The following is an 18970-nucleotide window of genomic DNA, read 5'->3' as shown; positions in this document are numbered from 1 at the left end:
ACGACCCTAATGGATAAATTAACCCCAGAACAGCGCAAAAAATGTATGCAGTCCAACAAAAGCAAAGGGACGAAACCCGAGCTTGTGTTGGCAAAAGCGATGTGGGCTTTGGGGCTCAGGTATCGGAAAAACAGCGGAAGCATTTTTGGAAAACCTGATTTTTCATTTAAAAAATACAAAGTGGCCGTGTTTGTCGATGGCGAGTTTTGGCACGGCAAGGATTGGGAACGGAAAAAAGCGGAAATAAAGGGAAATCGTGAGTTTTGGATTGCCAAAATAGAGCGAAATATCCGACGGGATATGGAAGTAACAGGTCGTCTGAAAGCCGAAGGCTGGACGGTTTTACGTTTTTGGAGTAACGATGTCGTTAAAAATACAACCTACTGTGCCGAAAAAGTTAAAGAAATCGTCCAAGCGAGAGGAATTGATTTATAAAAACGAAATTAAGGATGATGAGCAAGGTGAACACTTGGAAGAAAAAGCAGCGCAATACCGCCTTTTTGAAAACAACGATACTTTTCAGACGGCCTTGAAACCCAAATTTACCTTTATCGACTTGTTTGCAGGTATCGGGGGCTTCCGCATTGCCATGCAGAACTTGGGCGGGGAATGCGTGTTTTCGAGCGAGTGGGACGAAAAAGCCAAACTGACGTACGAAGCCAATTTCGGAGAAGTGCCGTTTGGTGATATTACTTTGGAAGAAACCAAACAATACATTCCGAAGCAATTTGATTTGCTGTGTGCGGGTTTTCCCTGTCAAGCATTTTCGATTGCCGGCCGGCGGGGGGGGGTTTGAAGATACGCGCGGTACATTGTTTTTCGATGTGGCGGAAATTATCCGCAGGCATCATCCTAAGGCATTCTTTTTAGAAAATGTAAAAGGATTGACCAATCACGACCGAGGCAGGACGTTGCAGACGATATTGAATACGCTGAGGGAAGATTTGGGATATTTTGTACCCGAGCCGAAAATTGTCAACGCAAAGGATTTCGGCGTGCCGCAAAACCGCGAAAGGATTTTTATTGTGGGCTTTCGGAAAGATACCGATATCAAAGATTTCGAATATCCCGAACCGATAGGAATTCAGATAGCCTTTAAGGATATACGGGAAAAAGATACTGTGCCGACAAAATATTATTTGTCCACTCAATACATCGATACTTTAAGAAAACACAAGAAAAGGCATGAGGAAAAGGGTAATGGGTTCGGATATGAAATTATTCCCGATGATGGGATTGCCAATGCGATTGTTGTCGGCGGTATGGGGAGGGAGCGGAATTTGGTAATCGACAAACGCATTACCGACTTTACTCCGACCACCAATATCAAAGGTGAGGTAAACCGCGAGGGCATCAGAAAAATGACCCCGCGCGAATGGGCGAGGCTGCAAGGTTTTCCTGAAAAATTCAAAATCCCTGTTGCAGATGCTTCCGCATACAAACAATTTGGCAATTCGGTTGCCGTGCCGGCGATTCAAGCGGTGGCTGAGAAAATTTTAGACAAGCTTAGTATCGGTTAGAGATGGAAATTATGACAGTACGGGCAAATAAAGGTGAGTGGACAGAGTTATATGTGCTGTTCAAACTAATTACAGATGGAAAACTGTTTCAGTCAGACATGAATTTGGAGCCTGATGGAGAAAATATTTATCAAGTCATGAAAAGCTATAAGTCTGAAAGAGAATATCAGTTAGAGTTTGAAAGAGAAGAGCAAGGGGAAAATCAAGATCAGGTAAAAATACACATTTTTAAAGTTTTCAATAATCAAAGAAATTTATTGAATAGCTATACATATCAGGAACTAACTAAGGTAGTTGAAGATACTTTATCAGGAGTAAAAGAAGGAAAAGGACGTTCATTTTCAATTCCTGAATTGAATTCATTCTTACAGAATAATCAAATTGAAACAGCAAAAGCTGATTCAGGCACTAAATCGGATATAAGGTTAAAAATTTATGATCATCGACTCGCCAAGGATACCGATTTAGGCTTCAGCATTAAGTCATTATTGGGCAAAGATGCAACTTTGTTGAACACTGGCGCGGGAAACAACTTTATTTATAAGGTAAAAAATCTTCCAGAAAACTTCGATTTGCAGTCTTTTAACAGTAATACCTATAAGACAGGTGCAAAAATAACGGCAAGATTAGAAAAAATAAGGGACATTGCTGCAGATTGTTGTTTTCAAAAAATACAGTCCAAGCAGTTTTATAAGAACTTGAAGATTAACTTGAAGATTATCGATGGAGATTTACCTGAAATTTTGGCACATTGCCTGTATTTAAGGTATTTAAATAAGGAGCCTTCGATTGAAAAATTGGTGGAAATATTGGAGGATTCTGACCCATTAAATTTTTATGAAGGAGAGAAGGGGCAGCAGAAGTTTTATGAGTATAAAATTAAAAAATTTCTAGTAGAAAGTGCGATGGGAATGACCTCTGAAGCTGTATGGTTGGGAGAATATAATTCTTTTGGAGGAGTGATTGTAGCAAAAAAGGATGGAAGTATCGTATGTTTCCACATATATGACTTCAATTTACTTAGAAACTATCTCTTAAAACGTACAAAATTGGAACAAGCTGCTACGGGAGATGATGAAAATAATCCAGGATATCCCGACAATAATGCTAAGAAGAAGTATTTTTACGGCTGGCTATTCAAAGAAGACCATGATTTTTTTATCAAACTGAATCTTCAAGTTCGCTTTAAATAAAGCAGATTTATTTTATAGGAAGTGATAAATGCAATTCTCCTACTCATGGCTGAAAACCCAAGCCGATACCGAACTTTCCGCCGATAAGCTGGAACATCTGTTAACCATGTCCGGCTTGGAAGTGGAAGAAGCCGAGACTGCCGCGCCTGCGTTTACGGGCGTGGTGATTGCCGAAGTGAAATCCGTTGAAAAACATCCGGATGCCGACCGTTTGAACGTTACCCAAGTTGATGCGGGTACGGGTGAGTTGGTGCAGATTGTGTGCGGTGCGCCGAATGTGAAAGCGGGCATCAAAGTGCCGTGTTCGTTGCCGGGCACGGTGTTGCCGGGTAATTTCAAAATCAAGCCGACCAAGATGCGCGGCGTGGTGTCGAACGGGATGTTGTGTTCCACCGATGAACTCGGTCTGCCCGACGACAGCGTGAACGGCCTGCACATTCTGCCGCAAGATGCTCCCGTCGGCGCAAATATCCGTGAGTATTTAGATTTGGACGATACGGTATTCACGCTGAAAATCACGCCGAACCGTGCCGATTGCCTGAGCATTAAAGGTATTGCGCGTGAAGTGTCCGCGCTGACAGGTTGCGCGTTCAAGCAGCCTGCAATCCATGCAGCGCCCATTACGGGCAGCCGCAAACAGCCCGTGCAGATTGATGCGCCTGCCGATTGCGGCCGCTTTACCAGCCGCGTGATTGAAAACGTGAACGCGCGCGCCGCTACACCGGATTGGATGAAGCAGCGTTTGGAGCGCAGCGGCATCCGCAGTATTTCCTCGCTGGTGGACATTGGTAATTATGTGATGCTGGAAATCGGTCAGCCAATGCATGTTTTCGATGCCGACAAACTGTCAGGCAGCCTGCACATCCGCCGCGCGCACGAAGGTGAAACGCTGGAATGTCTGAACGAGAAAACCGTCTCTCTGTCTGAAAATACGCTGGTAGTCGCCGATGAAAAAGGCGCGTTGAGTTTGGCAGGGCTGATGGGCGGCGCAGCGAGCACGGTTTCAGACGGCACACAAAATATCGTGCTGGAAGCGGCTTGGTTTGCGCCTGAAATCATCGCCGGAAAATCGCGCCAATATGGTTTTGGTTCGGATTCGTCGTTCCGCTTTGAGCGCGGCGTGGATTACCGTTTGCAGGCTGACGCCATCGAACGCGCCACCGAATTGGTTTTGCAAATCTGCGGCGGTGCGGCGGGCGAAATGGTGGAAGCGCAGGGCGAATTGCCTGAAGCGCAGCAGGTTGAATTGCGTTTGGGTCGTCTGAAAACCGTGTTGGGCGTGGATATTCCTGCCGAACAGGTGAAAACTATTTTGCAGCACTTGGGTTTGCAGCCTGAAAAAACGGCGGAAGGCTTCCGCGTTACCGCGCCGAGCTTCCGTTTCGACATCGAAATCGAAGCTGATTTGATTGAAGAAATCGGCCGCGTTTACGGCTATGAAAATATCCCCGACGATTACACGTCAGGTCGTCTGAAAATGCTGGCGCTGCCCGAAACCCGTCGTCCGCGTTTTGCCGTTTATAACGAAATGGCGGCGCGCGGTTACCGCGAAGTGGTCAGCTATGCCTTTGTTGACGAGCAGTGGGAACACGACTTTGCCGCCAACGCCAACCCCATCCGCCTGCAAAACCCGCTGGCGGCGCAGTATGCCGTGATGCGTTCCACGCTCATCGGCGGCTTGGTGGAAATTCTGCAAAACAATCTGAACCGCAAGCAAAACCGCGTACGCGTGTTTGAAATCGCCCGCGTGTTCAGCAAAGGTTCAGACGGCCTGTTTGTGCAAAACGAACGCATCGGCGGCCTGTGGTACGGCGCGGCAATGCCCGAACAATGGGGCGAGAAAACGCGCAACGCAGATTTTTACGACATCAAGGCGGATGTGGAAAATCTGTTGAAAAACAAAGCAATTGAATTCGTCAAAACCGAACATCCCGCCCTGCATCCAGGACGCGCCGCCAATATTGTTTCAGACGGCCAAGTGATCGGTTTTGTCGGCGAATTGCATCCGAAATGGCTGCAAAAATACGACTTGCCGCAAGCGCCGCTGGTATTTGAAATCGACATGGCTGCCGTGTTGGAACGCGAAAAAACGCGCTATCAGGCAGTATCGAAATTCCAGCCGGTGCGCAGGGATTTGGCGTTTGTCATGCCTGAAACCATGACCCATGATGATTTGTTGGCCGCCTTGAAAGGCGCGGCAAACAAGTTGGTACAGGAAATCAGCGTATTTGACGTGTATCGAGGTACAGGCCTGCCTGAAGGGATGAAGAGCATGGCGGTCAAAGTGATTTTGCAGGATATGGAAAACACGCTGACGGATGAAACAGTCGAGCCGGTTATCGGAAAACTGATTGACGCGGCAACTGCTGCGGGAGCGCAACTTCGCAGCTAAAAAATAAATATTCGCTTGAATTTTAAATAGAAATTGGTAATAATCTGCACCTGTTACAACAGAAGGTAATAATATGACATTAACTAAAGCCGAATTGGCCGATATTTTGGTAGATAAAGTCAGCAATGTAACCAAAAACGATGCCAAAGAAATCGTCGAACTCTTTTTTGAAGAAATCCGCAGCACTTTGGCACGCGGCGAAGAAATCAAAATTTCCGGTTTCGGTAATTTTCAGTTGCGCGACAAACCGCAACGTCCCGGCCGTAATCCGAAAACCGGCGAAGAAGTACCGATTACCGCCCGCCGCGTAGTAACTTTCCATGCCAGCCAAAAACTCAAAGGCATGGTGGAGCATTACTATGACAAACAACGTTAATCCCGTTATTCCTGCAAGACGTTATTTTTCACTGGATGAAATGTGCGAACTGGTGCAAATCAGCCCGTCACAATTTGCCCAGTGGCAACATGAGAACGGTATCGTTGTCGGTTACGGCGGCGATCGTTACACCCGTTCCGATGTGGTGAAACTGTTGAAGCTGAAAGATACCTTTGCGCCTTATGTCGACCGCTTTAGCCGTGATTCTTTGGATGAAAACGGTCATCCTGCTGCAAAGGCGGAAGAAGTTAAAGCAGGGCTAAATTCTATATTGGCAGATTTGCAAAAAGCACTTGCTTAGTTTATTAGATAAACAGCCGCTTCTTTATTTAAGGGAAGCGGCTGTTTGTTTTATGGATTTTGGGGCTTGCTCTGTATTAGAAAATATTTACTTAGTTTATAAGCATCCTTATAAATATGATAGGTACCTGTTTTTAAATGATGTATTGATGCTGTTTGTATTGAATTGAACCATTTTACAAAATTATTGTCCTTAATATCAAAAAACTGCAAGGATATTGTATTTAACGATTCATGCTATGAAAGTTATAATAATACAGACACAATGAAGTGTCGTCGGAATACTTCAATCTGCACATTTAATCTAAGGAGCGTTATTATTGGCTCCAGTTTCCGGATAATCTGACAATGATTCAATATTTGCAAAAAAGTTTGGCTGCCGTACTGCTTTTAGGTGCATTTTCTCAAACATGGGCGCAATCCCATTCTGTTTATTTTAATCAACATGGCAAAATTACGGCAACGATGTCATCGGTTGCATATGTCCGACAATATACGGTTCAATCAGGTATCGCCAAGGCGCAGGATTTTTATTATCCGTCCATGAAGAAATATTCTGATCCGTATGAAGTTCCTGCAGGGCAAATTAAAGTGTTTGTTCCTGTGTTAGATAATGGGGCGTTGACGCTTTGGCATTTCAACGGACAGAAAAAATGGTAGGGACTTATAAAAACAGCAAGCCGAACGGTGAATGGACAAACTGGTATCCGAACGGCAAGAAATCTGCTGTGATGCCTTATCAAAACGGGTTGAGCGAAGGAACCGGTTCGCGATATTACCGTAATGGGGTCAAGGAAAGCGAGATCCAGTTCAAACACGACAAAGCCAACGGGTATTGGAAGCAATGGTATCCGGACGGTAGTCCGAAGATGGAAATGAATATGGTCAACAATAAACCGACTGAGATTTTGAGTTGGGACGAAAATGGTCGTATTTTATCGGAAATCAGCATTTCTAATGGTCGTCGCAACGGTATTGTTTTGGAATGGTATGAAGATGGTGCCAAAAAGTCAGAATCGGTTTATTCCAACGATCAACTGGTGAAAAAAACGCATTGGGATAAAGAAGGTTATGTTGTTGAATAAATGTTAAAATATATGAAAAGGAAGTATGGGTAAGGTTTAATGCCTTATCCGTATTTCTTTTTTATGAAAAGCTATTTGGAGGGAAACTTGCGATATTTTTAAAATAGCGTATAATGTTATATTATAACATATTACTTATGGAGTATTGATTGATGAAACCGAATATTCATCCTGATAATTACCGTACTGTTTTGTTTTTCGACAGTGGTGCAAATGAAGGCTGGCTTATCCGCTCTTGTGCGGAGACGCATGGTAAGACGATGGTTTGGAAAGATGGAAAAGAATACCCGCTTTTCGCGCTGGATACGTCGTCTGCATCTCATCCTGTTTATACCGGCAGACAGCGCAACGTTAACACGGAAGGGCGTGCGAGCAAGTTCAATCAGCGTTTCCAATCGATGATGTCTTCATTTAGAAAGGACAAATAATGCAAGTTTTATCTTCACTGAAAACAGCGAAAAAACGCCACCGCGACTGTCAAATCGTCCGAAGGAAGGGTAAGGTTTACGTTATTTGTAAGAGTAACCCGCGCTTTAAGGCACGTCAGCGTTAAATACCGGCTGGATCGACTGTCCGCACCTGAAAATGGTGCGGATTTTTTTAGCAATCATGTAAACTCATGTTGGTTAATATCATTAAAAATATCTTTTTTGCCTGCAAACAACCAGTTTTAGGAATATCGGGTAAATTAGCGTAATCCCGCTTGTTTGGAGGTGGAGATGTTTATAACATGGCAGCGCATTTAGCAGACAAATTCCTATTTAGGAGATATTTATGAAATCAAAAGTATTACTGGCTGTTGCCGCCGCATTATCCCTTGGTGCCTGCGTTGCACCCGACATGGATTATGATTTCGAACATGGTTCCCGCCACGAGCATCGCCATGAACACCGTTACGACAATCGTGATAATAATTACGACCGTAACGAGATGCGCCGTGAAGAGCGTCGTTATGAAGAAAACCGTCGCACATCAGAGTCCCGCCGTTTGCGCACATTCTCTTGTGAGAATGGATTGTCTGTTGATGTCCGCAACTTGAATAACGATCAGTTGGAATTGCGTCTTGACGACAAACGCGCTGTATTGTCATCCGATGTTTCCGGTTCCGGCTCGCGCTACACTTCCAACCGCGGTCTGTTCGGCAAAGGTGCGGAATGGCATGAGAAAAACGGCGAAGCATCCTTCAGCTTTACCGATCCGTATGGCAACCGTGTAGAAACTTCCTGCAGCGTGCGCTAAACATCAAATATCCTGCTAAAGGTCGTCTGAAAATGTCTTCAGACGACCTTTTTTCTATTTGATGCAGTGTGCCCCTACATTACAGGCAATCTTTTGGATATAACGAAATCATCTTTAAATCGAACAAACCATTCTTTCCCATTTTCAGACGACCTGATTAAAGTAGCTCCAAACTGAGAATAAGGAGCACCCTATGACGACCACCGCCGACCCGCGCGCCAAGCTGCCCGATACCCCGCTTTCCGGCAACGAAGCCCTGAAAGACCGCAGCGACTATCTGCACGGTACCATCAAAGACGATTTGACCGACGACTTTACCGGCGGCTTTACCGCCGACAATTTCCAGCTCATCCGTTTCCACGGCATGTACGAGCAGGACAACCGCGACATCCGCGCCGAGCGCACCGGCCAAAAACTCGAACCCTTAAAAAACATGATGTTGCGCTGCCGCTTGCCCGGCGGCATCATCACGCCGGCACAGTGGCTGGGCATAGACGAATTTGCCGGCGACCACACTATTTACGGTTCTATCCGCCTGACCAACCGCCAAACCTTCCAATACCACGGCATTTTAAAAACCGATTTGAAACTGGCGCACCAGTCCCTGCACAAACTCGGCCTCGATTCCATTGCCACCGCCAGCGACGTCAACCGCAACGTACTTTGCACCAGCAATCCCGTCCAAAGCCCGCTGCACCAAGAAGCCTACGAATGGGCGAAACGCATCAGCATGCACCTTCTGCCGCGCACCATGGCTTACGCCGATGTCTGGCTGGACGGCGAAAAAGTGTTCACCACCGAGCCGACCGAGCCGCGCAACAAAGAAATCGCCGACAACGTCGAACCGATTTTGGGCAAAACCTATCTGCCGCGCAAATTCAAAACCGCCGTCGTCATCCCGCCCGACAACGATGTGGACATCCATTCCAATGATTTAGGCTTCGTCGCCATCGAAGAAAACGGCAAACTTGTCGGCTTCAACGTCCTTGTCGGCGGCGGGCTTTCCAGCGAACACGGCAACACCAAAACCTACCCCAACACCTCCTACGAATTCGGCTTCGTCCCCCTCGAATACACCCTCAACGCCGCCGAAGCCGTCGTCAGCACCCAGCGCGACTGGGGCAACCGCAGCGACCGCAAAGCCGCGCGCACCCGCTACACCCTCCAGCGCGTCGGCGTCGAAGTGTTCAAAGAAGAAGTCGAAAAGCGCATGGGCATCAAGTTCCAACCCATCCGCCCCTACGCCTTCAGCCATCGCGGCGACCACATCGGCTGGGTTAAAGGCCTCGAAGGCAACTGGCACCTGACCCTATTTATTGAAAACGGCCGCCTGCTCGACTACCCCGGCAGACCGTTGAAAACCGGCGTGCGCGAAATCGCCAAAATCCACCCCGGCGACTTCCGACTGACCGCCAATCAAAACCTCGTCGTCGCCAACGTCCCGCCCGAGCTGAAAGACACCATAGACAAAATCGCTAAAGAACACGGCTTAATCAGCAAATCCATCACCATCCAGCGCGAAAACTCCATGGCGTGCGTCGCCCTGCCGACCTGTCCGCTGGCAATGGCGGAAGCCGAACGCTTCCTGCCGTCGTTCTCCGACAAAATCGACGAAATGTTCGCCAAATACGGTTTGGAAGACGAATACATCGTCCTGCGCGTCACCGGCTGCCCCAACGGCTGCGGCCGCGCCATGCTCGCCGAAATCGGCTTGGTCGGCAAAGCCGTCGGCCGCTACAACCTCTACGCAGGAGGCAACCGCGAAGGCACCCGCATCCCGCGCCTCTTTAAAGAAAACATTACTGAACCCGAAATCCTCGAAATCGTCGACGGCTGGGTCGGCAACTGGGCGCAAAACCGCCTCGACGACGAAGGTTTCGGCGACTTCGCCATCCGCACCGGTATTGTCAAACCTGTTCTCGATCCGCCACGCGATTTCTGGGCTTGAGTGCAGGTAAGGAATGATGTATAGGAAGAAAGGTCGTCTGAAAGATTCAGACGACCTTTTGGATTTTGGGGTAACGGTTTTCGCTGGCAAAGCTCATGATGTGACATCCTATTCGAAACGTCTTCCGAATCTAGCAAACATACTTAATTTTAATTCCGGCATATCATTAAATTTCGTCATTCCCGCCCCCGCCTACGCGAGGACAGGCTACGGCGGGAGTCTATCGTAAAACTTGAGAAACCTTGGTTTGAAAAACAGTTTCTGAATTTCAAAAATGGATTGTCGCCTGCACAGGAATGACGACAACCGGTAAATTGCGTATCGAAAATAAAGTAATTTAGCTATAGCTCGACTTTGTGTTGGCAAACTCGAAAAAATAAGAGTAAGAGTTGAAAGCCGGTAGTCAAAAGGTCGTCTGAAAGTGTTCAGACGACCTTTGTTTTGGGAAAAAGCTCAACGGATGACGTTGTGCCAGTCGCTTTCGAAATAGCTGACAAGGATTTGGTTGTTCAGATAGTTCGGCTCGACCTTGCGTCTTGCCATGTCGGGTGGGAAGCGGAACATTTCGGCGGCGGTTTGGGCGTTTAGATAACGTGTGGGAACGTCGAATTTCTGCGGGACAGGGAATTGCTTATCGAAGCCTGCCAACACAAATCCCCATTCGCCGAAGGAGGGGACGTAAACGTGATATGGGGCGGTGGAAAGGCCGGCGGCTTCGAGGGTGGCGACGACCGACCAGTAGGCGTTGGGGGCGAAGTAGGGCGAGGTGGATTGGACGACGATTTTGCCCTGCGGCTGAAGATGGCGGGCGACGAGGCGGTACATGGGGACGGAGTAGAGTTTGCCCAGCGAGAAATTGGACGGGTCGGGTAGGTCGATGATGATGACATCGAATTTTTCAGACGACCCCTCCAGCCATTTGGCGGCATCGTCGTTGACGACGTGCATTTTGGGATGGGATAGCGAGCCTTGGTTCAGCGCGCTTAAGGCGGCGGAGGTTTTAAAGGTGGCGGTCATGTCGGGGTCTAAATCGACCAGGGTAACGTGTTTGACCTGCGGGTATTTCAAGACTTCGCGCGCCGCCAGCCCGTCGCCGCCGCCGAGGATGAGGATGCGGGCGGCGTTTTGAACCATCTGCATGGCGGGCAGGACGAGGGCTTCGTGGTAACGGGCTTCGTCGCGCGAGGAGAATTGCAGGTTGCCGTTAATGTAGAGGCGGGTGTCGTCTTTCCAGCGGGTCACGACGAGCCGCTGGTAGGGCGAGTGGCTTTGATAGACGACGGGGTCGCCGAAGTAGCTTTGTTCGGCTTTGAAGGAGATGCGGTCGGCGTAGGCGAAGGTAGCGGCGAGGACGGACAAGACAATCAGCGCGCGCAGGCGGATGGCGCGATAGCGGGGCAGTTCGGCTTTGAAGACGCGCGCGGTCAGGTAGGCGACAGCGGCGTTGAGGATGCCGAACAAGAGGGCGGAACGCGCCATGCCGAGTTTGGGGGCTAAGAGAAGCGGGAAGAGCAGGGAAACAGCGAGTGCGCCCAAATAGTCGAAGGTCAGGACTTTGGAAACGAGTTCTTTAAATTCTGCGCCTTTGCGGTTTAACACGCGCATCACCAACGGGATTTCCATGCCGACGACCGCGCCGACAATCAGCACGAAGGCGTAGAGCAGGGTGCGGAACGGGGCGGCGGAAAGCCCGAAAGCGACGAACAAGGCCAGCGCGGAAATGCCGCCGATGATGCCGACTAGAAGTTCGATTTCGATGAAGCGGTGCAACACGTCTTCGTCTTTGATGTAGCGGGTCAGGTGCGCGCCGATGCCCATCGAGAAAAGATAAAGTCCGATGACGGAAGAAAACTGCAAAATGCTGTCACCTAAAAGATAGCTCGCCAGCGCGGCGATGATGAGTTCGTAGGCAAGGCCGCAACTGGCGACGATAAAGACGGAGATGATGAGGGTGCGGTTGGCGGTCATGGTGTCGTAGGAATGGGGTTTGAGCTGCTATTGTATATTGAAATAGGGATGGTCTGCCGCAAAGGTCGTCTGAAAAACTCCAGCCTTTTGTTCAGACGACGTTTCCGTATTTTTGGGGTTGACAGGAAAATATTGTCAACAATTTGGGCAGCCTTGTCCGATTTATTCTATAATTCTAGTTTCCAAGTTAACCTCGAATTCGGAGAAGACGATATGTGCGGTGTATTAGGTTTGGTCAGCCATGAGCCGGTAAACCAGCTTCTGTACGACGGTTTGCAGATGTTGCAACACAGGGGGCAGGATGCGGCGGGCATTGTAACGGCCGAGGGCGGAACGTTTCACATGCACAAAGGCAAAGGCATGGTGCGCGAAGTGTTCCGCACACGCAATATGCGCGATTTGGTTGGCAACGCGGGCATCGCCCACGTCCGTTATCCTACGGCGGGCAACGCGGGCAGCAGCGCGGAGGCGCAGCCTTTCTACGTCAGCTCGCCGTTTGGCATCGTTTTGGCACACAACGGCAACCTCACCAATACTGCCGAACTGTATGAAAACGTGTGCAACAAACACCTGCGCCACGTCAACACCAGCTCCGATTCCGAAGTCTTGCTCAACGTATTCGCGCACGAATTGCGCCGCGAAGTCTCTAAAAACGCCAATCCCCACCGGCTCAATATCGACAATATTTTCAACGCCGTTGCTGAAGTCCATCGCCTTGTGCGCGGCGCATACGGCGTGGTTGCCATGATTGCGGGCTACGGCATGCTCGCTTTCCGCGATCCTTACGGCATCCGCCCGCTGGTGTTGGGTTCGCAAACCGACGAATCAGGCAGAAAATCCTATGCCGTCGCCTCCGAATCCGTTGCCTTCAATGCGCTTGCCTACGATTTGGAACGCGATATCCAGCCGGGCGAAGCAGTATTCGTCGGCTTTGACGGCACACTGATTGCCCGTCAATGCAGCGACCGCGCCAAACTCAGTCCCTGCCTCTTCGAATACGTCTATTTTGCCCGTCCCGACTCCGTGATCGACGGCGTATCGGTTTACCAATCGCGTTTGGATATGGGCGTGTCCTTAGCGGAAAAAATCAAACGCGAGCTGCCCGTGGACGACATCGACGTCGTGATGCCCATTCCCGACACCAGCCGCCCCAGCGCGATGGAGCTTGCCGTCCACCTCAAAAAGCCTTACCGTGAAGGTTTGATTAAAAACCGCTATATCGGACGCACCTTTATCATGCCCGGCCAGGCGACGCGCAAAAAATCCGTGCGCCAAAAACTCAGCCCGATGGAAACCGAGTTTGAAGGCAAGAGCGTGTTGCTGGTGGACGATTCCATCGTGCGCGGGACAACCAGCCGTGAAATCGTTGAAATGGTACGCGCAGCGGGCGCACGCAAAGTCTATATCGCCTCCGCCGCACCCGAAGTACGCTATCCCAATGTGTACGGCATCGATATGCCCACGCGCGAAGAGTTGATTGCCAACGGGCGCAGCGCGGCGGAAATCGCCGCCGAAATCGGCGCGGACGGCATCGTTTTCCAAAATTTGAGCGATTTAGAAACCGTCGTCAAAGCACTCAATCCGAAAATCGAGTCCTTCGATTCGTCCTGTTTCAACGGCATCTATCAAACCGGCGACATCGACCAAGCCTACCTCGACCGCCTGTCCGCCGAGAAATCCGGCTGCGGCGGCTTGAAAGTCCACCCGAGCAGGATGGAACACAGCATCAGTATCAGCATCAGCGATACGGGTGACGAAGAATAAAACCGGTTTGAACGATTAAGGCAAAAGATCGTCTGAAAACCATTTCCCTTTAAAGGATAGCGGTTTTCAGACGACCCTTTTTATATAGTGGGTTAAGTTTATTAGACCAGCACAGGGTATTACTTTGTTTTGATTTGAAGTTAACCCGCTATAGAAACCTACCATTCCGTTCAAATAGTCTTAAGTATATCAATCGAGTCCGTGCTAGAATAAAGCGTCTATCATTTCGATAAGCATCGATTATCTGCCTATTTCTTCAAAGGACTCTTATGAACACCTTAACAAAATTCGGCTTGGCATTATTCACTGCTGCCACATTGGCAGCCTGTGGCGACTCAGGCAAATCGGCTGACAGCAACCCACTACCGTACAAACAGCAGAAGGCGAAGTCACCCTCTCCGGCAAATACGCTGAAATCATCAATAAATTCCCCGTTCCCGATCCTAAATTGGCAGAGCCGATTACCATTTCCGACAAAAAATCACCAACCGGTTTGGAAGACCTGAAGAAATTCATGGAATATATCTCAGGAGCAGAAGCATAAAAAATCGCGCAAATGGCTTCCAAGCTGCAACAAACTGCATTAAAAGGCGATGAAGCAGCCGCTCTTGCAGCCGTCAAAGAGTTGACACCCGCTCTTGATAAATACCTTCAAGATGCCGAGAAACTCAATATTCAAGATACTGAAGTCAAAGCCGTTCTTGACCGTATGCTGCAAACAAGCAAAACAGCCAACGAAATGATCATCCTGTCCAGCGAAAATGCTTCTGCACTAAAGATTGACATGAAAGACAAAGAAGCTGTCCAATTCATGAAGGCATACCAAGACAAAACCCAAAATATGGAAACGGTTTTACGCCAAGCCAATCAGGAAGTACAAAAAGCTGCTGAAGCTTTGGGTAAAAAATATGCCCAATAATCTGAGTTAAAGTTCACCAAAGGTCGTCTGAAAACGCTATCGCAGCCTTTTCAGACGACTTTTTTATGAGAGAAACCTGTACCAACTACATCTTCTTAGCTGAAACCTTTACAAAATAGCCCCTTTATCCAAGATCCGAAATTCTGTATTTGGGTTTCGACTCTTAGGTAAAGGGGCTATTTTGTAAAGGTCTCTAGTACAGCCAATTAATAGCAGAAGTATAAACGTCATACTCGTGCTTGAACTTCGTATCTCTTAAATTACCTGAACTCAAGATACTCAGGTTAAGTCTGAGTATGACAAATATACTATTTTTAAGTTTTTTAACTATATTTACCTATTGAAACCATTTCAGCTAAACAACACTGAAGCATTACCAATACCGCCGATAGATACAGACATGAAATCGCCTGCACTCACGTTTTCCAATGGAACTAGCGCGCCAGAGAGGATGATCTCGCCTGCTTTGAGTGGGATTCCGAAGCTACCCAAGGTGTTGGCAAGCCAAGCGACACAGTTGACGGGGCTACCGAGGGCGGCTGCTCCGGCACCGGTGCTGATGATTTTGCCGTTTTTCTCAACAACCATGCCGCAGGTGCGCAAATCGACTTGGCGCGGGCTGACGACAGTGTCGCCGAGAATTAGGAGACCGCAGGAAGCGTTGTCAGCGACGGTGTCTTGGATTTTGATTTGCCAGTTTTCGATACGGGAGTCGACAATTTCAAAACACGGCATCACGCATTCTGTAGCGGCGATGACGTCGGCGACGGTCACGCCGGGACCGTTTAGATCTTTTTTCAACACAAAGGCAATCTCGCCCTCGGCGCGCGGCTGCATCAGCATTTGGCTGATGGGCATATCTTGCCCTTGGCTGAATACCATTTTGTCAGTGAGGAAACCGAAATCAGGCTGATTAACTTTAAGCATGGATTGTACGGCGTGCGAGGTGAGGCCGATTTTTTTGCCAATGACTTTTTCTCCTGCATCCAAGCGATGTTGCAAAAAGGCTTGGGAGATGTGGTAGGCGTTTTCGATAGTGATGTCCGGCGCTTGTTCGGTGAGAGAACGGATAGCTTGGCGGCTGCTCATGGCTTGGTAGAGCATGGTACCGAAGCGTTTGATATCGTCTTGGGTCATAGTATGCCTCCGTGAGGTCTCTGAAATTTCAGACGACCTTTTATTATGGGGTAAGTGTGGCGGGCAGGGATGCCCGCCCTACGGTTTTTTAGAACCGCTCAGTCTGCTTTCAGATGGTCTGCTTACATCTTGATACAGATGTTTTTCAGCTCGGTGTAAAACTCTAGACCGTGCACGCCGCCTTCGCGACCGATACCTGACTGTTTGGCTCCGCCGAATGCGGTGCGCAAATCGCGCAGGAACCAGCTGTTCACCCACACGATACCGGCTTCCATCTGCTCGGCCACACGCACGGCGCGGCTGCTGTTTTCCGTCCAGATGGCGGCTGCTAGACCGTAGTCGGTGTTGTTGGCCAGCGCGATAGCTTCTTCTTCAGTGTCGAAAGGGCGGATATGACAACAAGGACCGAAAATTTCTTCGCGGACTACGCGTGCGTCGTCGGGTAAACCTGTCCAGATGGTCGGCTCGACCCATGCACCGTCTTTGAGGGCTTCGCCCATGTCGGGTACACCTCCGCCGATTTCGACAGTAGCACCTTCTTCCACGGCCAATTTATAGTACGACAGCACTTTGTTGCGGTGCTCTTGACTCACCAACGGGCCGAAGTTCGCTTCTGGGTCTTCGGGGCGACCGGGTTTAAGCTTAGCGGCTTCTTCTTTCATGCGGCGCAGGAAATCGTTGAACAGCGGACGTTCTACATACACGCGCTCGGTACCGAGGCAGACTTGACCGCAGTTGACGAAGGCGGAACGCATGGTTCCTTCGACAGCTTTTTCCAAATCGCAATCAGCAAACACGATAGCTGGGTTTTTGCCACCGCATTCCATAGAAATGTTGCGCAGGCCGACAGCGGCAGCTTTCATGATGATTTCGCCGGTTCGGGTTTCGCCGGTGAAGGTGATGGCATCGATGCCTTTATGTTCAGTAAGGAACGCACCGGCGGAGTTGGGACCAAAACCATGTACAACGTTGAATACGCCTGGCGGCACGCCGCATTCGTTCATCACTTCACCGAGCAATGTGGTGGTAGCGGGGGTTTCTTCAGAAGGCTTCACGACAACAGTGTTGCCGCAGGCTAGGGCAGGACCAACTTTCCAAGTCATTAACAGCAGCGGCAGGTTCCACGGTGAAATCACGGCAACTACGCCTTTTGGGGTACGGTGGCCGATGTTGATGGCACCCTTACCGTCAGGTGTGTCGAGTCGGAAGGCTTCAGTGGGATGGTTGGCCAAGGTTTCAGAGAAGGCTTTGAAGTTGGCGGCACCACGCGGAATGTCGATGTGCGAAGCCATTTTGCGCGGCTTGCCGGTGTCACGGCATTCAGCTTCAAGAAACTCGTCGAAACGCTCGTTAATACGGTCGGCCACTTTGTTTAAGAGCTGAATACGCTGGGCTTGGGTGAGCTTGCCCCACGGACCTTTGAGGGCGGCGCGGGCGGCGGCTACGGCGGCATCGACTTCTTCTTTACCGGCTTCATGTACCATGCCGATTAGGCTATTGTCGACCGGATTGCGGTTTTCAAAAGTTTTGCCGCTGGACGAGCCGACATATTCGCCGTTGATAAAATGTTTGAATTCTTTCATGTTCCTACCTCTGTTTTTAATAGGACAAATAAACTTATTCAGCCATACTCGACTATACCGATTTTCAGTAAACTTGGAGAGATATTCGGATTTAAATCCGGAATAACGTGCTGTTGTGTTCAGTTTATTTGCGATAGGGTTTGTGCAAGTTTTTCAGACGACCTTTGATTTCAGACAGGTCGTCTGAAAATACGATTTAAGTCAATACTGTTAAGAAACGCTCGTTGAGCACGCGGTCGTGGTAGAAAATGGCTTTGCCCAACTGATCGACATCCCATGTTACCGGCGGGTGGTCGGGGTAGTGGTAGTTTCCGCCTGCAAACACTTCGTTGCGGTTACCCGACGGATCGAAGAAGTAAATCGTTTGACCGAGGGTAATGCCGTGACGTGTTGGGCCGATGTCAATGGAAGTGTTGGTCATAGCAATCAAATCACCAGCCAGCAGAACATCGTTCCACGTTTCGAGATAAAACGAGGCGTGGTGGAATTTGCCCTTTTCGGCATGGCGGATAAAGGCCACGTCGTGTGCTTTCATTGAGCAAGTGAGGAACTGCGCAGCGCGGGTGCCGTCGGGTGTTAGCACTTGTTCTGCCAAGTCGAAGCCCAATACCTGCGTGAACAGATCGTAGGTGCGATCAAGGTCGTCGCCGTAGAGCAGGCAGTGGTCGAAACGGGTGACTTTCATGCCTTTCAAATCGCGCGGCCAGGCTTCGGGGTTGCGTTCACCCACGCCGTATTTGCCAGGTTGCTCCTTGGTAGCGAACAGCTCGAACACATGACCGGTGGGTGCGGTGAAGCGTACGCGGCGGCCACAGCCTTTCAATTCGCCCGCGGGGATGTCTTGTACGTCCAGCCCGCCGAAATCGATTAACTCTTGACGCAGTTTGTCAAGGGTGGCTTCGTCAAGCACTTTGAACGCCATGAAATCCATGCCCGCTTCGTCGGTTTCACGCAGCACGACGGAGAAGCTGTCAACTTCCGTCCAGCCTTTGAAATAGCGGCGGCCTTGTTCGTCGCTGCCCATGGGAAGCAAGCCCATCAAATCACCGTAATGTTTCACGGCCTCTTCCATGTCCAATACGCGGATTTGTACGTGTCCTGGACGCATTACACCTTTTCTCATGATGTTTCTCCTGTATTCGTTATTTAGTGTTCAGTCTGTGGTTGTGGTGTTGCATAAATTAAGTAAACGGGTTGTAAGGCGGCTGGGGCGGCTCGCTCACGATTTCCATATCGCTTTCGGGAAAAACTCGGCAAGCCAGTACCACGCCTTCAGCCAAATCCTGCTCGTTGATATGGGTTTTGCTCATGGCCTTTTTGCGGTAGCAGCCCGACAAAATCCGTATCCGACACACGCCGCATCCTCCGCCGCGACAGCCCACCGAAATGGTGCACTGCCCCATCTGCTCAGAAGCGGCCAGCAGGGTTTGACCTTCGTGCACGATAATGCTGCGCGTGCAAGCAGCCGAACCGCTCGGATCTTTAATACATACGGTGTAGCCCATGTTTCCTCCTTCGCGGTCTTCAGACGACCTCTTGTTTCCAG

The 18970-nt window shown here is 49.4% G+C and carries 16 protein-coding genes and 2 pseudogenes; 13 read left to right on the top strand and 5 right to left on the bottom strand.

The window, feature by feature from the left end:
* Positions 1–9 precede the first annotated feature (9 nt).
* The 11 genes and pseudogenes from NSCA4_RS0105975 (at position 10) to cysI (ending at position 10053) form a co-directional block, all read left to right on the top strand.
* Positions 10–435, top strand: coding sequence for a very short patch repair endonuclease (locus NSCA4_RS0105975; protein ID WP_016687289.1), 426 nt, complete (start codon positions 10–12; stop codon positions 433–435).
* Positions 425–1520 (top strand): annotated as a pseudogene (locus NSCA4_RS13340) (DNA cytosine methyltransferase). Before NSCA4_RS0105975 ends, NSCA4_RS13340 begins: the two are co-directional and overlap by 11 nt.
* 2 nt (positions 1521–1522) lie before the next feature.
* Positions 1523–2713 (top strand): HpaII family restriction endonuclease, encoded by a 1191-nt coding sequence (locus NSCA4_RS0105960; RefSeq protein ID WP_016687288.1) that lies wholly within the window; start codon positions 1523–1525, stop codon positions 2711–2713.
* A 28-nt stretch (positions 2714–2741) separates the two neighbouring features.
* A complete protein-coding gene (gene pheT / locus NSCA4_RS0105955; RefSeq protein ID WP_016687287.1) occupies positions 2742–5105 on the top strand; it encodes a phenylalanine--tRNA ligase subunit beta in 2364 nt (787 codons plus the stop codon).
* Positions 5106–5178: 73 nt separating this feature from the next.
* Positions 5179–5481, top strand: coding sequence for an integration host factor subunit alpha (locus NSCA4_RS0105950; RefSeq protein WP_003675494.1), 303 nt, complete (start codon positions 5179–5181; stop codon positions 5479–5481).
* A complete protein-coding gene (locus NSCA4_RS0105945; protein WP_016687286.1) occupies positions 5465–5782 on the top strand; it encodes a hypothetical protein in 318 nt (105 codons plus the stop codon). Before NSCA4_RS0105950 ends, NSCA4_RS0105945 begins: the two co-directional genes overlap by 17 nt.
* Positions 5783–6129: 347 nt before the next feature.
* Positions 6130–6866 (top strand): annotated as a pseudogene (locus NSCA4_RS12890) (toxin-antitoxin system YwqK family antitoxin).
* A 152-nt stretch (positions 6867–7018) separates the two neighbouring features.
* Positions 7019–7294: a type B 50S ribosomal protein L31 gene (locus NSCA4_RS13830; RefSeq protein ID WP_003744241.1), complete on the top strand. Its 276-nt coding sequence runs from the start codon at positions 7019–7021 to the stop codon at positions 7292–7294.
* On the top strand, positions 7294–7419 hold the full coding sequence (gene ykgO, locus NSCA4_RS13825) for a type B 50S ribosomal protein L36 (RefSeq protein WP_003685279.1): 126 nt from the start codon (positions 7294–7296) through the stop codon (positions 7417–7419). The genes NSCA4_RS13830 and ykgO overlap by 1 nt, the downstream gene beginning before the upstream one ends.
* Before the next feature lie 221 nt (positions 7420–7640).
* Positions 7641–8105 (top strand): MliC family protein, encoded by a 465-nt coding sequence (locus NSCA4_RS0105930; protein WP_016687285.1) that lies wholly within the window; start codon positions 7641–7643, stop codon positions 8103–8105.
* A 193-nt stretch (positions 8106–8298) separates the two neighbouring features.
* On the top strand, positions 8299–10053 hold the full coding sequence (gene cysI / locus NSCA4_RS0105925; protein WP_016687284.1) for an assimilatory sulfite reductase (NADPH) hemoprotein subunit: 1755 nt from the start codon (positions 8299–8301) through the stop codon (positions 10051–10053).
* A 453-nt stretch (positions 10054–10506) separates the two neighbouring features.
* On the opposite strand, the gene NSCA4_RS0105915 is transcribed toward cysI, so the two are convergent.
* Positions 10507–12021, bottom strand: a complete 1515-nt coding sequence (locus NSCA4_RS0105915; RefSeq protein ID WP_016687282.1) for a polyamine aminopropyltransferase — start codon at positions 12019–12021, stop codon at positions 10507–10509.
* Between the two features lie 213 nt (positions 12022–12234).
* Here NSCA4_RS0105915 and purF point away from each other — a divergent pair, with 213 nt between their 5' ends.
* Both purF and NSCA4_RS16025 read left to right on the top strand, forming a co-directional pair.
* Positions 12235–13785, top strand: a complete 1551-nt coding sequence (gene purF, locus NSCA4_RS0105910) for an amidophosphoribosyltransferase (RefSeq protein ID WP_029609570.1) — start codon at positions 12235–12237, stop codon at positions 13783–13785.
* A gap of 556 nt (positions 13786–14341) precedes the next feature.
* Positions 14342–14704, top strand: coding sequence for a PM1805 family lipoprotein (locus NSCA4_RS16025; protein ID WP_016687278.1), 363 nt, complete (start codon positions 14342–14344; stop codon positions 14702–14704).
* Between the two features lie 351 nt (positions 14705–15055).
* Here NSCA4_RS16025 and dmpE read toward each other — a convergent pair whose 3' ends face one another.
* The 4 genes from dmpE to NSCA4_RS0105885 form a co-directional block, all read right to left on the bottom strand.
* Positions 15056–15841 (bottom strand): 2-oxopent-4-enoate hydratase, encoded by a 786-nt coding sequence (gene dmpE / locus NSCA4_RS0105900; protein WP_016687277.1) that lies wholly within the window; start codon positions 15839–15841, stop codon positions 15056–15058.
* A gap of 122 nt (positions 15842–15963) precedes the next feature.
* Positions 15964–17424 (bottom strand): 2-hydroxymuconic semialdehyde dehydrogenase, encoded by a 1461-nt coding sequence (locus tag NSCA4_RS0105895; protein ID WP_016687276.1) that lies wholly within the window; start codon positions 17422–17424, stop codon positions 15964–15966.
* A 196-nt stretch (positions 17425–17620) separates the two neighbouring features.
* The gene (locus NSCA4_RS0105890) at positions 17621–18547 is read right to left on the bottom strand and encodes a catechol 2,3-dioxygenase (protein WP_016687275.1); all 927 of its coding nucleotides are present in this window, start codon (positions 18545–18547) and stop codon (positions 17621–17623) included.
* Positions 18548–18605: 58 nt separating this feature from the next.
* Positions 18606–18929: a 2Fe-2S iron-sulfur cluster-binding protein gene (locus NSCA4_RS0105885; RefSeq protein ID WP_016687274.1), complete on the bottom strand. Its 324-nt coding sequence runs from the start codon at positions 18927–18929 to the stop codon at positions 18606–18608.
* Between the last annotated feature and the right edge of the window lie 41 nt (positions 18930–18970).

It is taken from the genome of Neisseria sicca 4320, assembly GCF_000193735.1.
Lineage (GTDB): Bacteria > Pseudomonadota > Gammaproteobacteria > Burkholderiales > Neisseriaceae > Neisseria > Neisseria sicca_E.
Note: the sequence above shows the minus strand (reverse complement) of the source record. Positions and strands in the feature narration are given on the sequence as shown.

What these genes read in the sequence shown, in the direction of transcription:
- NSCA4_RS0105975 (WP_016687289.1), top strand. Translation starts at nt 10, where the DNA reads ATGGATAAATTAACCCCAGAACAGCGCAAAAAATGTATGCAGTCCAAC.
- NSCA4_RS0105960 (WP_016687288.1), top strand. Translation starts at nt 1,523, where the DNA reads ATGGAAATTATGACAGTACGGGCAAATAAAGGTGAGTGGACAGAGTTA.
- pheT (WP_016687287.1), top strand. Translation starts at nt 2,742, where the DNA reads ATGCAATTCTCCTACTCATGGCTGAAAACCCAAGCCGATACCGAACTT.
- NSCA4_RS0105950 (WP_003675494.1), top strand. Translation starts at nt 5,179, where the DNA reads ATGACATTAACTAAAGCCGAATTGGCCGATATTTTGGTAGATAAAGTC.
- NSCA4_RS0105945 (WP_016687286.1), top strand. Translation starts at nt 5,465, where the DNA reads ATGACAAACAACGTTAATCCCGTTATTCCTGCAAGACGTTATTTTTCA.
- NSCA4_RS13830 (WP_003744241.1), top strand. Translation starts at nt 7,019, where the DNA reads ATGAAACCGAATATTCATCCTGATAATTACCGTACTGTTTTGTTTTTC.
- ykgO (WP_003685279.1), top strand. Translation starts at nt 7,294, where the DNA reads ATGCAAGTTTTATCTTCACTGAAAACAGCGAAAAAACGCCACCGCGAC.
- NSCA4_RS0105930 (WP_016687285.1), top strand. Translation starts at nt 7,641, where the DNA reads ATGAAATCAAAAGTATTACTGGCTGTTGCCGCCGCATTATCCCTTGGT.
- cysI (WP_016687284.1), top strand. Translation starts at nt 8,299, where the DNA reads ATGACGACCACCGCCGACCCGCGCGCCAAGCTGCCCGATACCCCGCTT.
- NSCA4_RS0105915 (WP_016687282.1), bottom strand. Translation starts at nt 12,021, where the DNA reads ATGACCGCCAACCGCACCCTCATCATCTCCGTCTTTATCGTCGCCAGT.
- purF (WP_029609570.1), top strand. Translation starts at nt 12,235, where the DNA reads ATGTGCGGTGTATTAGGTTTGGTCAGCCATGAGCCGGTAAACCAGCTT.
- NSCA4_RS16025 (WP_016687278.1), top strand. Translation starts at nt 14,342, where the DNA reads ATGGCTTCCAAGCTGCAACAAACTGCATTAAAAGGCGATGAAGCAGCC.
- dmpE (WP_016687277.1), bottom strand. Translation starts at nt 15,841, where the DNA reads ATGACCCAAGACGATATCAAACGCTTCGGTACCATGCTCTACCAAGCC.
- NSCA4_RS0105895 (WP_016687276.1), bottom strand. Translation starts at nt 17,424, where the DNA reads ATGAAAGAATTCAAACATTTTATCAACGGCGAATATGTCGGCTCGTCC.
- NSCA4_RS0105890 (WP_016687275.1), bottom strand. Translation starts at nt 18,547, where the DNA reads ATGAGAAAAGGTGTAATGCGTCCAGGACACGTACAAATCCGCGTATTG.
- NSCA4_RS0105885 (WP_016687274.1), bottom strand. Translation starts at nt 18,929, where the DNA reads ATGGGCTACACCGTATGTATTAAAGATCCGAGCGGTTCGGCTGCTTGC.